At 44.7% G+C, this 14,526-nt stretch carries 7 protein-coding genes; all 7 read left to right on the top strand.

The window, feature by feature from the left end; genetic code table 11:
* Positions 1-27: 27 nt before the first annotated feature.
* The 7 genes from FKX85_RS13330 to FKX85_RS13300 all read left to right on the top strand — a co-directional run bounded on the left by FKX85_RS13330 (position 28) and on the right by FKX85_RS13300 (position 14,523).
* A complete protein-coding gene (locus FKX85_RS13330; protein WP_141615197.1) occupies positions 28-2,769 on the top strand; it encodes a hybrid sensor histidine kinase/response regulator transcription factor in 2,742 nt (913 codons plus the stop codon).
* A 537-nt stretch (positions 2,770-3,306) separates the two neighbouring features.
* Positions 3,307-4,650, top strand: coding sequence for a sugar porter family MFS transporter (locus FKX85_RS13325; RefSeq protein ID WP_141615196.1), 1,344 nt, complete (start codon positions 3,307-3,309; stop codon positions 4,648-4,650).
* Between the two features lie 55 nt (positions 4,651-4,705).
* Positions 4,706-7,855 carry a SusC/RagA family TonB-linked outer membrane protein gene (locus FKX85_RS13320; protein ID WP_168196266.1) on the top strand — a complete coding sequence of 1,050 codons (3,150 nt, stop codon included), beginning with the start codon at positions 4,706-4,708 and terminating at the stop codon, positions 7,853-7,855.
* A gap of 12 nt (positions 7,856-7,867) precedes the next feature.
* Positions 7,868-9,610 carry a RagB/SusD family nutrient uptake outer membrane protein gene (locus tag FKX85_RS13315; RefSeq protein WP_141615195.1) on the top strand — a complete coding sequence of 581 codons (1,743 nt, stop codon included), beginning with the start codon at positions 7,868-7,870 and terminating at the stop codon, positions 9,608-9,610.
* Between the two features lie 244 nt (positions 9,611-9,854).
* Complete coding sequence (locus FKX85_RS13310; RefSeq protein WP_141615194.1) at positions 9,855-11,501, top strand: glycoside hydrolase family 32 protein; 1,647 nt, start codon at positions 9,855-9,857, stop codon at positions 11,499-11,501.
* 31 nt (positions 11,502-11,532) lie between these two features.
* Positions 11,533-13,029 carry a glycoside hydrolase family 32 protein gene (locus FKX85_RS13305; RefSeq protein WP_141615193.1) on the top strand — a complete coding sequence of 499 codons (1,497 nt, stop codon included), beginning with the start codon at positions 11,533-11,535 and terminating at the stop codon, positions 13,027-13,029.
* A gap of 141 nt (positions 13,030-13,170) precedes the next feature.
* Complete coding sequence (locus tag FKX85_RS13300) at positions 13,171-14,523, top strand: sugar porter family MFS transporter (protein ID WP_141615192.1); 1,353 nt, start codon at positions 13,171-13,173, stop codon at positions 14,521-14,523.
* Positions 14,524-14,526: the final 3 nt, after the last annotated feature.

Raw genomic sequence — 14,526 nt, 5'->3', positions numbered from 1 at the left:
TGCTTGAAATAACCTCAATTCTTCCATATGAAAATCCAGCTTAGGGTGTTTATGCTTCTTGTTGCTGCATTCTTTTCCTGTAATTCAGAAAAAGACAATACCACCTATAAAATTGGGTTTTCCCAGTGTGTAAGCGGCGATGCATGGAGAAGGACCATGCACCAGGAAATGTACCGGGAACTCAGCTTCTATCCTGAGCTTTCGCTGGAAATAAAAGATGCCAGAGGGGTCAATGCCACTCAAATCAGACAAATCAGGGAGTTTTTAGACGAGGGAATTGACCTCCTTATCGTTTCCCCAAACGAATCTGAGCCTATCACCCCAATTGTGGAAGAGGCCTTCCATGATGGTATTCCAGTGATTGTGATAGACAGAAAAACAAATTCCAATCTCTATACGGCCTACGTGGGAGGCGATAATTATGAAGTAGGTCACACCGCTGGACAATACATCAGGAACCTGCTAAAAGGTAAAGGACGAGTATTGGAAATTTGGGGACTCCAGGGAAGCTCTCCTGCCACAGAAAGACATAGCGGATTACTGAAGGGCGTTCAAGGTTCGGACATCGAAATCGTTACCAGCATCCAAGGTGAATGGGAAAAAGACACGGCCAAAAACAGGCTGAAAGAACACCTCGAGTCCGGTGAATTCCCTGAGTTTGACCTGATCTTTGGGCACAACGATGTAATGGCCATTGGGGCCCAGGAAATTTGTAAGAGCATTGGCATAGGACCAAAGAAATTTATCGGTGTGGATGCCCTTCCCGGCCCCTACGGAGGAATACAAGCGGTAACTGACGGCGTATTGGACGCCACTTTCCTCTACCCTACCGGTGGGGATATTGCTATTGAAATCGCACACAAAATCCTCGCTGATGAGCAAGTAGTAAAGGAAAATATCCTTCAAACTGCCGTGGTGGATTCTACCAATATCCGTATCATGAAACAGCAAACGGATAAAATCATGGACCAACAGGATAATATCACAAGGCAAAGGGAACGCATCCATGTCCAGATGGAGATATACAGAAACCAGCGCACTTTTCTTTTTGGCTTTGGTCTAACGCTATTTGTAGCCATCATTTCACTCGCTTATGTATTTAAATCCTTACGCGAAAAACAAGAAATCAACGAAGAGCTGAAAAATAAAAACGACGAAATCCTTAAACAAAAGGACAAAGTACTCACCCTCTCCAAAAAAGCAGAAGAAGCTACCCAGCAAAAATTTGACTTTTTTACCAATATCTCCCATGAATTCCGTACACCACTTACCCTGATACAGGCCCCAGTGGAAGACCTCTTGGCCAATAAGGACACCGCACCGTTTAAGCCTGATCTTATGCTCATCCGTAAAAACACCATGCGGCTATTGCGACTGGTAAACCAGCTCATGGACTTGCGAAAAATAGACCATGCCAAAATGAAGGTAAAAGCAGTGGAGCAGGAACTCATTCCATTTTTGGAAGACATTATAAATTCCTTCGATAAAACTGCCCAAAAACATGGAATTACACTAAGGCTATTGGCAGATAACCGCATCTTAAAGGTTTGGTATGACCCCATGATGCTGGACAAAGTAATGTTCAACCTTCTTTCTAATGCACTCAAATTTACGCCCGATCATGGTAGTATTATCGTAAAAGTCGTTGAAAAACCTCTTTCCAATAAAGTGTGTATCCGTGTAGAGGATACAGGCACGGGTATGTCCCAAGAAGATGCCAGTCATGTTTTTGATCGCTTTTATCAAGGAGAAACCTATTCTGCCACAGGAAGCGGTATCGGCCTGGCATTATCAAAAGAGCTTATCGAACTACACCATGGAGAGATCAACGTGGAAAGCACTCTTGGAATAGGTACTTCGTTTGAGGTAACCTTAAGAATGGGGAAGACTCATTTTGACGAGTCTGAAATGCTAAAAGGCACTGCTACCCAATATTTCTCCGAAGAGAATATAGGCTTTTTGGAAGAGGTCGCTCCTAACAGGCCCATCGGTACAATGGAAGAAAGGGATCAAACACTTCTGATCATTGAAGATGATCCGCAGATAAGACAATACCTTTGTCAGGAACTCTCCACTTATTACAATATCCTGGAGGCAGAGAATTTTGAAGTTGGTATCGCCAAGGCACTGGACAAGCTTCCTGACCTGATCACTTGCGATCTAATGCTAAAGCAAGGAAATGGTTTTGACATCATCAAAAAACTCAAGGATGACGTCAGGACCTCCCATATCCCTATTATTGTCATTACCGCCAAAAGTGGCTTGGATGAACGGATTGAAGGCATCAGGCTTGGCGTGGACGACTATATTTCAAAACCTTTCAGCTTTACTTTGCTGCTTGAGCGAATAAAAATGTTGTTGGCTAATCGACAAAAATTAAGAGAACATTACCTCCATGAACTTCCCATAGAGAAATCCAAAACCCCGGGAGTCTCTACCGATAAAAAGTTCATCAACACGTTCAATACAATCATCGAACAGCATATCAGCAACCCTCAGTTTGGTGTAAACAATATATGTGAGGAAATAGGGCTTTCACGCGGACAGCTCTATCGAAAAGTAAAATCCATGCTTGGGTATAGTGTAAATGATTATATCAATAGGGTGCGCATGAAAAAAGCCAAACACTTATTGGCTGATGGCGACACCCCCATTGCAGATATCGCCTTTCAAGTGGGCTTCTCTACTTCTGCTTATTTTTCTACTGCTTTTAAAAGTTATTTCGGTCTTACTCCCTCCGAGTTCAGGGACCAATGTAAGAAAGGTTAGACCAATACCATTCTCTTCTTGATCTTACCATGTGAGTTAGCCTAAAAAACTAAACTGAGGTTCATAAGCATTGCTTGATCATTATTAGTTTTCTCACGAATAATTCAGCTTAGTCTTAATTTGTCTGGTTTGGGTTAGTAACAGAAATCCCCTTACAAAACGCTTATCATCTCGAACTATGAAGGACCTTCTCAAACCAACCGATTGATTTGAGAAGGTTGGGTTAGTGTAGATGTAAGATACTTGCCCATCCATTCCATTCAAAAAAAACGAAACAATTTTAAAAATGTGAGACAATATTGAAAGGGCTCCTTGGCTTTGACTTCTTTTAAAAACAGGATCACAACCAGTTCTAGCCTACTTTTCCCTTCCTTTTTAGCCTGTAATCTGAAATTATAAAATTTTGATACAGGATTATAACTTATTCCATCCTATCCCCCCTAGATTGAGATCAATAGTTCATGACAATCTTCTGGTATTCATTACGCCACTTAAAGAACTGTCTAGAGCTATTATCAACAATAAAACCCAAAAACCGTGAAGCATTTGACCACATATTACGCATTTATCGTATCCCTATCCGGATTTCTATTCGGTTTTGATACCGTCGTAATATCAGGAGCCAATTTACCGATTAAGGAACTTTGGCAAACTTCCGATTGGTTCCATGGGTTTTTCATCATGTCCGTGGCCTTATGGGGCACCTTGATTGGGGCGTTGCTGGGAGGAATCCCTTGCCATATCATCGGCAGGAAAAACACACTGTTTTGGATTGGAGTTTTATTTTTGGTCTCCGCTTTAGGCACAGCGCTGGCGACAGATCCTTATGTATTTTCCTTCTACCGTTTTGTAGGAGGAATGGCCATTGGTGCCAGTTCCATTGCAGCTCCCACTTATGTTTCGGAAATCTCCCAACCTTACAAAAGGGGCCGCCAGGTAGGGCTTTATCAAATCAATATTGTCACAGGGATTTTACTTGCCTACCTTTCCAATTATTTACTTCAGGGTGTAGGAGGCCACAATGATTGGCGCTGGATGCTGGCGGCAGAAATAGTACCGGCAATTATCTACTTAGCCTTTATTCTGGATATACCGGAAAGTCCCCGTTGGTTGATCCTAAAGCGAAAGGATGAACCCGCTGCAAGGAGAGTCCTTAAAAAGATCACTTCTGGCAATATCGAACCGCTACTGCTGTCCATCAAGCATGATTCTTTGCGGTCAAAAAAAATGAAGCTCCTCTCTTCCAAGAACAAACTACCGCTTTTACTGGCCGGTACCATTGCGGTATTTAACCAACTCAGTGGCATCAACTTTATCCTCTATTATGCTCCTGAGATCATGGAAAAAGCAGGTTTTTTAACATCCGCCTCCTTACTGGGAGCTGTCTTTATAGGATGTACCAATTTAGTGTTCACCCTGATTGGGATGTACCTGATTGACAGAACTGGCAGAAAGCAATTGATGCTCATCGGATCCATCGGATATATCATCAGTTTAGGACTGATCAGTTATGGTTTTTATGATAGCGCTTCTCCCCTATTCATCCTGACAAGTGTCCTCATCTTTATTGCAGCGCATGGTATTGGACAAGGGGTGGTAATATGGGTATTTATCTCAGAGATCTTCCCTAACAAAGTCCGAGCAATGGGCCAATCTTTCGGCGCCGGAATCCACTGGGGCGCTGCCGCCATGATCACACTCTTTGGAGCAGTGTTGATCGATAACTTATTACCATTTCAGATTTTCATGGTGTTCATGGCACTGATGATACTTCAATTGGTTTTTGTTTGGCGCTATATGCCCGAAACCAAAGGACTGGACTTAGAAAATCTACATTCAAAATTAACCCCAAAACGATATGAAGAAATGCAAAAAGAGTAACAAAACTTAAGCCCAATTAACCTAAACGATTTAACATGACAAACCCATTTACCTTATGAAAACAAGCATATTAAACTTCCTATTCATGATTTTACTGGTCTTGCCCAGCTGGGCTCAAAACAGTGAAATCTCAGGCACCATAACAGATGACACAAGTGGTGATCCCCTTCCGGGTGTTACCGTTCAGGTGCAGGGCACAGGAACAGGTACCGTCACGGATCTGGACGGAAAATACAGCATTTCTGCAACTACAGAAGATATATTGTTATTTTCCTTTATAGGCTATCAAACGGCCAAAGAAACTGTTGGAAATCGCAGCACTATAGATGTAGTCCTTGGTCAAGATGTGTCCAACCTGGATGAAGTAGTCGTGGTCGGGTACAGTTCCCAGAAAAAATCAGATATGACGGGCGCCATTGTCGCTGTAGACCTCACCCCCATTGAGGGACAGAGCATGAGTAATGGTAATCCTATGCAAGCCCTTCAAGGACGGGTGCCCGGTCTTTATGTAGAAAAATCGGGAGATCCTTCCGGTGCCAGCAGCAGGGTATTGATTCGTGGGGTATCGACATTGGGCAATAATGACCCACTCTATGTGATTGACGGGGTCCCTACCAAACGCCCTGAGGTATTTGCCAGCCTTAGCCCCGACGCTATTGAGTCCATTCAAGTGCTCAAGGATGCTTCAGCCTCTTCAATTTACGGTTCCCGGGCCGCAAATGGTGTCATCCTGGTCACTACCAAAAACAAAACGCTTGGAGGAGACAAACTGGGCGTAAGCTTTAACTCCACCTTCTCTATCCTTTCTGAAAAACAACAGCGTTATGACATGCTGAACGCACAGCAACGAGGAGAGGCCATTTGGAGAGCATCTGTCAATGACGGTGCAGATCCTGTCAGTGGCTATGGAGAAATCTATGATTTTGATTGGAATGGGGATTTTGAAAATCCCGTGCTGAACAGTGTAACCGTGCAGCCCTTTGTGGGTGGCGATGAATCCATACCGGCTGGGGATACCGATTGGCAGGATGAAACGTATGAAACCGGATACGCCTACAATAACGAACTCACCGTCACTACCAATTCGGACAAATCATCGCTGATGGTCAATCTGGGATATTACAAAAACACCGGAATGCTCAAGCATACAGATTTTGAGCGGTATACTGCACGTCTAAACGCCAATACGTGGTTATTTGACGACAAGGTACGATTTGGGATAAACACCCAGTTTTCTTCTTCCAATGAACTACTGGCTGCCATGGACGTCGGCGGTGCCCCCACTCCAGGACTCGCCATTACCATGGCGCCCACCATACCGGTATACGACACCAATGGCAACTTTGCCGGGCCACTTGGATCGGGATATTCCGATAGGAACAACCCTGTACTGATGCAGTACCTCAATCGATGGGATAATACGCGTAAAAACAACTTTTACGGGAATGTTTTTGCGGAATGGTCCATCTTGGAAAATCTTACGTTTAAGACCAGCCTAGGGCTCGACCTCAGTGACTATCAGCGCAAGGATATCGAACCAAAGGTTAACAACGGATTCGTTAACCGTAACAATAATCGTCTGATTTGGGATACCAATAAATTCACCAGTTTGGTGTTTTCCAATACACTTAACTACAAGCTGACTATGGGTGATCACCGATTGGATGTACTGCTGGGCGTGGAATCGATCAAAGATGACTTTAACAGTATTCTATCCCAAGCAGACGGATTCGCTGTAGAATCCGAATCGTATTTTGTCCTGGATGCCGCTTCCGGAGCCCGTACCAATAATGGTTCTGCATCCGGAAGTCGATTACGTTCACAATTTGGCAAAATCAACTATGGCTTTTCGGACAAATACCTGGCCTCTTTCACCTTAAGAAGGGACGGTTCCTCTCGCTTTGGTAAAAACAACCGATACGGGATATTTCCGGCAGCCACTGTTGGATGGAGAATCAGTAATGAGGCCTTTCTGGAAAACAGCCGGGTTATCTCTGACCTAAAACTCCGTCTTGGATACGGTGAAGTAGGTAACCAAGAGATTGGTGACTTGGCTCGCTTTGGGCTTTATGAATCCCGCTATGGTCCGAACCAAGCGCAATATGGTGGTGGTTTTTTTGAAACATACTACAACGTCGGTACGGCTTATGATATCAATGGCAATGATTCGGGGACGCTTCCTTCGGGCTTTGTTTCTATCCAAGCTGAAAACCCCGACCTCAAGTGGGAAACCACACAGGAATGGAACATCGGTGTGGACTTCAGCTTGTTTAATTACGCCATCAACGGTTCATTTGATTATTTTAACCGTAAGACAACAGACATCCTCACCACTCCTCCCATTGCCTCGGTGATCGGAGAAGGACAGCAAAGGGTCCTCAACGGTGCTTCCACCGCCACCAATGGTTGGGAGCTGGCCCTGAACTGGGCAAAAGACTTCAATAATGATTTCACCTTATCTGTAAACACCAATTTTGGTGCTTTTAAAGATGAAATCACCTACCTGCCAGAAGAGGTACGGACCGCCTTTCCCGGCACCATAAACAACTCCATCTTGGGCCATTCACAGTTCTCTATTTTCGGCTACCAAACTGACGGTCTTTTCCAAAGCCAAGAGGATGTCGATAACAGCCCAGATCAGGATGGTGCACGCCCCGGAGGGCTTAAATTCAAGGATATCAATAGCGATGGTGTGATCGATTCCGATGATCGGGATTTTATCGGAACGACGTTACCGGATATCGAATACGGAATTGGTATAGAGGTGAAATACAAAAACGTTGACTTTTCCATATTCGGTTCGGGAGTGGCTGGAAGGATTGGCCAAGATCCGTATATCTTCTGGAACAACTTCGTCCAAGGCCGGGAAAATGCAGGTTTGGGTGTACTGGATGCATGGACTCCTGAGAATTCAGGTTCCACTATCCCCTCACTTTCCCTAGCATTCAATGACACCAGAACTTCCGATTATCTATTTAGGAAGAATGCCTATTTCAAAATCCGAAACCTTCAGCTTGGCTATTCTTTCCCCCAGGAAATGATCAGCCAATGGGCAGGTATGTCGCGCTTGAGATTGTATTTCCAGGGTGAAAATTTATGCTGGTTTACCCCAAAGGACTACATCGGATCCGATCCTGAACGTACCGATGTCAATCGTATTCCAGTCCCTACCACATTCACCTTGGGACTTAATGTAAACTTCTAACAATAGGAACTCATGAAAAACTATAAAATATATATTGCTTCAGCACTTTTGGGATTAAGTGTAAGTGCTTGCTCCGATGAATTTCTCGAATACGAACCAGAAGGAGTGCTTTCAAGTGAAAATGTTTCCTCACCTGAAAATGCCGAAGGATTGGTCATAGCCGCCTATGCGGGTATCGGAAATGACGAAATGATAGGGCCTTTAACTTCCATGTGGGTATATGGAAGTGTACGATCTGATGATGCATACAAAGGTGGCGGAGGACGTGGAGACGTTGCCGAAATAGATCGCTATGAACAGTATAACCTGACCATTCCCGACCAGGGTGATGCCATGGCTCCTAGGACATGGACAGACTTTTACAAGGCCATTTCCAGAGCAAATTTCGCCCTACAGGTCATTAATGAAATTCCAGAGACGGACTATCCATTGAAAACCACGAGACAGGCGGAATTACGATTCCTTAGGGCCCATTCGCATTTCATCTTGAAAACGCTCTTTAGCAAAATCCCCTATATCACAGAGGACCTCACACAAGAGGAAATTGCCCTGGTAAGCAATGATGTCACTGATGAAGAGCTCTGGAATAAGATCGCAGATGACTTTCTTTTTGCCTATGAAAACCTCCCGCCCTCCCAGGATCAAGTGGGACGTGCTGACAAAAATGCGGCAGCAGCCTATCTGGCCAAAGTAAGACTGTACCAGGCATATGAACAGAACGATCAGCATGAGGTCATCAACATCAATCGTGAACGCTTGGAAGAAGTCATCCGGTATGCCGATGAAGTGACCGGAACTTTAGAAGATGATTTTGGTAATAATTTTCTGGACGGATTTGATAATGGGCCGGAATCTATCTGGGCGGTGCAATTCTCCATCAATGATGGGACTACAGTAGGTCGTGTAAGCTATGTAACAGGCCTAAATTCTCCCCATGGAAATGTGCTGTACGGCTGCTGCGGCTTTCACCTGGCCAGCCAAAACATGGTAAATGCATTTCAGACCGATGATAACGGGCTTCCGATGTTGGACAACTTTAACGAAACAGACATCTTCAATACCGTCCTTCCGGATGGTACCACACCTCCTTCAGAGAGTTTGACGGTGGATCCACGACTTGATCACACGGTAGGCATTCCCGGCAGACCATTCAAATACCGAAATACTGTCAACAATTCAGGTGATATGGTGTATAATTTTAGCTGGGCCAGGGATCCAGGCGTCTATGGGTATTTTGGAAACATGAAAGAACAACAGGCTCCGGATTGCTCTTGCTACAAAAAAGAAGGTCCATTTATCGGTACTTCCAAAAATATCGACTTCATTCGTTACGCCGATGTCTTGCTATGGAAAGCAGAGGCACTGATCCAGCTCGACAGATGGAATGAAGCCATTCCTATCATCAATGAAGTAAGGTCCCGCGCCGCCAATAGCACCCAAAGGCCTCTTGATGCCGGTGCAACTGATATTTACCATATCGGGCAATACACTTCATTTCCTAGTAAAGCATACGCCTGGAAAGCACTGAAATTTGAACGAAGACTGGAATTCGCCATGGAAGGTCACCGCTTCTTTGATCTGGTGAGATGGGGAGAGGCTTCCGAGGTACTCAGTTCCTACTTGGATGAAGAGAAGACCAAAAGGGATTTTCTTTCCAATGCTGAGTTTACACCTGGCAGGGATGAGTATTATCCTATTCCACAACGTGAGATAGATTTTACAGGTGGAATATATAAACAAAACCCAGGTTATTAAAGCACAAACCTGTTGCTGTGGGGAACAAAAACAGTTCCTCGCAGTATTTTCAAAATTTTCACAACTGTATATGCTAAACCGATATATCAATTAAATAATATAGGATTTCGGAATACGAAAAAGTTTTGCAATGTTTGGATTAATCTAAAAACTATGCATCGCACCCTCCGCCCTGTCAGGGCGGTTCCCTTCGAAACTGACAAAAAGCAGATAATCAAAAAAAAAACAATAACCCCATCGTTAGATGAAAAAATACACTCAAAATATCCTGTTAGCAGTGCCAATACTGCTGATATGCCATTTTAACGTCTTGGCCAGCGAAATAGAACTGAAGATCACCAAAAAGTACCTCAACTTCCCGGTTTCCCATCAAGAAGCGCGGCATAAAATGACTTTCCAAAGCGAAGGCCAACCGGATCTGAATATCGTCATCAGACTTACTGCCGGTGAACCGGACTACTGGGTCTTTAAGGATGTTTCCAACCTAAAAGGAAAAACCCTTACCATCAGCTACGAAGGAGAACAAGCAGGACTTTCCAAAATCTACCAAGACAATGAAATCGCTGGGCGTGACAGCCTTTACCAAGAACTAAGCAGGCCGCAGTTTCACTTTACTACCCGCCGTGGATGGATCAATGACCCCAACGGACTACTTTATTATGATGGAGAATATCACTTATTTTACCAGCATAATCCTTACGAAAGAGAATGGGGAAATATGCATTGGGGCCATGCTGTCAGCCATGACCTGGTGCATTGGAAAGAACTTCCCGATGCCCTCTACCCTGATGAGTCAGGAACCATGTTTTCGGGATCTGCAGTCATCGACTATCAAAATACGGCAGGCTGGAACATGGAGGATGCACCGGCTTTAGTAGCCGCTTACACTGCTGCAAGCCCCGACAGACAAACCCAAGGCATTGCTTATAGCCTGGACAAGGGACGTACTTTTACCAAATATGAGGGTAATCCTGTGATTGATTCGAAGGAAAAATGGAACAGTGTGGACACCAGGGATCCCAAAGTATTTTGGTATGAACCTGGTGATCATTGGGTAATGGTCCTCAATGAACGAGACGGGCATTCGATCTATAATTCACCGGACCTTAAAAATTGGGAATACCAGAGCCATACCACTGGTTTTTGGGAATGTCCAGAGCTCTTTGAACTACCAGTAGACGGTGATCCCGAGCGTACCAAATGGGTGATGTATGGTGCCTCTGGAACCTATATGCTAGGTGAATTTGACGGAAAAGCCTTTACACCTACCGCTGGAAAGTACCGCTATATCTCCGGCCCCATTTACGCCGCCCAGACCTTTACAAATGTCGAAGATGGAAGAAGGATCCAAATGGGATGGGGGCAGATCAGCCATCCTGGTATGCCCTTTAAAGGTATGATGATGCTCCCCACGGCATTTAGTCTCAGAAACACCAATGACGGCCCGAGACTCTTTAACCAACCTGTAAAAGAGACCGAACAACTCTTCACTTCTATTAACCGGTGGAGCAATCTAAGCGCTGAAGAAGCCAATGCTGCATTAAAAGAATACGCTGAAAAAGAGACCTTACGAATCAAGACCCGCATCAAGCTTTCCCATGCCACCAGTGCTGGGCTTAATCTCTTTGGTCAACACATCATTGATTATGACCTTAATTTCAACAAACTGAATGGTGGGTTCTATTCTCCTGATGATCCTACCAGCATGGAAATCGCCGCCGATATCTACATCGACAAGACTAGCATTGAAGTTTTTGTCGATGAAGGAGCCTTCACTTTGGTCATGCCAAGAACTCCTGATGAAAACAATGAAGAAGGCCTCCATTTTTGGGGAAATAATATCACCGTCAAAAGTCTGGAAGTGTTTAATGCAGCATCCATTTGGGAATAGAACCAAAATATCTTTTATAAAATACAGAGCAATGAACTTATTGATCAAACCTATAATCCCTATCATTATTTTGGCGAGCATTTTTTCGTGCTCGCCAAACACTAGCGAGCATGAAAAGAAGGATCAAAAGTCCTTTGATGAGCAGTTTCGCCCGCAATATCACTTCAGTCCTCCTCAGCAGTGGATGAATGATCCCAACGGCATGGTCTACCTGGATGGTGAATATCACCTATTCTACCAGCATTATCCTGACAGTAATGTCTGGGGACCGATGCACTGGGGACATGCGGTTTCGAAGGACCTCATTCACTGGGAGCATTTGCCTATAGCCCTCTATCCCGACAGTCTGGGGTATATTTTCTCAGGAAGTGCGGTCATAGACCATGGAAACACCACAGGGCTTGGAGAAAATGATAAGGACCCAATGGTAGCCATTTACACTTATCATCATGATAAAGATGGACAAAGCCAAGGCATCGCGTTCAGTAATGACAAAGGACAATCATGGACCAAGTACAGTGGCAATCCCATACTGAAGAGCCCTGGAATTCCTGACTTTCGTGACCCAAAGGTAAGCTGGTATGACCAAGAGAACGGCAAAGGCAAATGGATCATGACCTTGGCGGTGAAGGATAAAATCAGCTTTTATTCCTCTCCAAACCTGATCGACTGGACGCATGAAAGCGATTTTAACCCTGCATGGGCAGCGTACGGAGGTGTCTGGGAATGCCCTGACCTCTTCCCTCTGGAAACCTCAGATGGAGAGGAAAAGTGGGTACTCTTGGTCAGCATCAATCCGGGGGGACCTAATGGAGGCTCAGCCACCCAATATTTCACAGGAAATTTCGATGGCCAGGAGTATACGGCAGAAGGAAAGGAAGTCAAATGGCTCGATTACGGCGCTGACGATTATGCCGGAGTCACTTGGTCAAATATCCCCCGGGAGGATGGCAGAAGGCTGTTTATTGGCTGGATGAGCAATTGGCAATATGCCAATATAGTGCCCACCACTGCATGGAGATCGGCCATGACGCTGCCACGGGAGTTGGAATTGGTTTCAGGTGGTGGAGATAACAAGGTAGCTTCACGCCCTGTCCAAGAGGTCCAGAGCCTCCGCCATTCCACCGAAACCATCCAAGGTTTAACACACCAATTGAAAGAGCCATTGTTTGATTTGGAATTAACGAAAGCAAATGGTAAAGAGGCAAGCCTTACACTCAGCAATGAGCTTGGCGAAAAAGTTGTCTTTAAAATGGAAGCTGACCAATTGGTCATTGATCGCAGTAAATCTGGAAAAACTGATTTTGAAGCAGGTTTTGGAAACCTGCATACAGCTCCCATTCCCGGCATAGCCATAAAAAACTTGCGTGTTTTTGCAGATCGCTCCTCTTTGGAGTTTTTCATCAATGACGGGGAGCTGGTGATGACCGAAATCATTTTTCCCAATGCTCCTTATCTACAGCTGGAAATGGAAGGCTTTCAAGAAAACGGAAAAGTACACTATTTAAAATCAATTTGGGACCGCTGAAACAAAGCCATTATAAATTGTTTCAATTCCTAATACTTCTGGCTAGCTTTAGCGATTAAATGAAGTCTTCATTAAGTCTGAAAACAAAACGTAAAGCAAGTCTAAGGACAAGCCTTGAAGCAAGCCTAAAACAAACCTATAATGAACAGTAAAAAGTACGTAATCTTTCTTTCCATTGTCGCTGCTTTGGGAGGTTTTTTATTTGGATTTGATACCGCGGTCATCTCCGGTGCAGAACGATTTATTCAGGAAAAATGGCAACTCAGTGACTGGACGCACGGCATGGCGGTGGCCATTGCCCTCTACGGAACGGTCATTGGTGCCCTGTTTGGCGGGATCCCCGCAGATAAATTCGGGAGAAAAACTTCTTTGCTTTGGATCGGCGTACTGTACTTTGTTTCCGCACTGGGTTCTGCCCTTGCCCCAGAAGTCTTCAGTTTTATGTTCTTTCGGTTCATTGGAGGTTTGGGCGTGGGAGCTTCCTCGGTAGTGGCCCCCATGTACATCAGTGAGATAGCTCCTGCCAAAAACCGCGGTGTACTGGTGGCACTTTACCAGTTCAATATTGTTTTTGGGATCCTGATGGCTTATTTTTCCAATTACCTGATCGAAATGGCCGATCTGAACGAAAGCTGGCGATGGATGATGGGCATGGAGGCCATTCCTGCTTTGCTATATACCCTGCTTTCCATCAAAGTTCCTAAAAGTCCCCGCTGGCTTATTGCCCACCAAAACAACGTGGATGAAGCTACCGCCATCCTAACAAGAACAGACCCTGAAGGCGTGGATGAAGCCATCCGCTTGGCCATCGAAGAACGTAACCGTGAAAAATCAAAAGTTGGATTTGCTGTACTCTTCAAAAACAGTCATCTCAAAACCACCATGCTGGCCGTATTGATCGCTATGTTTAACCAATTATCAGGCATCAATGCGATCATTTATTTTGCTCCACGGGTCTTCGAAATGGCAGGTATCGATGAAGAGAGTGCCTTGCTTTCTACCATTGGCATTGGAGCAGTAAATATGGTCGCTACCCTGATAGGCCTATACCTTATTGATAGGATCGGAAGAAAAAAACTGATGCTTATTGGCTCCATAGGATATATCATTTCTCTATTGCTCATCGCCTATTCCTTCTCGGGAGGAATCATCAGCACAGCATTTTTGCCGATATTTGTCTTTATTTTCATTGCCTCCCATGCCGTAGGGCAGGGAAGTGTGATCTGGGTGTTCATTTCAGAAGTATTCCCCAACGAAACCCGTGCTTATGGACAATCCATCGGTTGCTTTACCCACTGGATCCTGGCCGCGGTCATTGCCAACGTTTTTCCTTTCTTTGCCAATACCTTCGGACCGGTAAGTATCTTTGGATTCTTTGCGGTCATGATGGGGTTACAGCTGCTCTGGGTACTGACAAAAATGCCAGAGACCAAAGGAAGGTCATTGGAAGAAATCCAGCAGGATCTCGCAGTCAATCAAAAAACTCAACCGTAAAAC

This window comes from Echinicola soli, from assembly GCF_006575665.1.
GTDB lineage: Bacteria > Bacteroidota > Bacteroidia > Cytophagales > Cyclobacteriaceae > Echinicola > Echinicola soli.
Note: the sequence above shows the minus strand (reverse complement) of the source record. Positions and strands in the feature narration are given on the sequence as shown.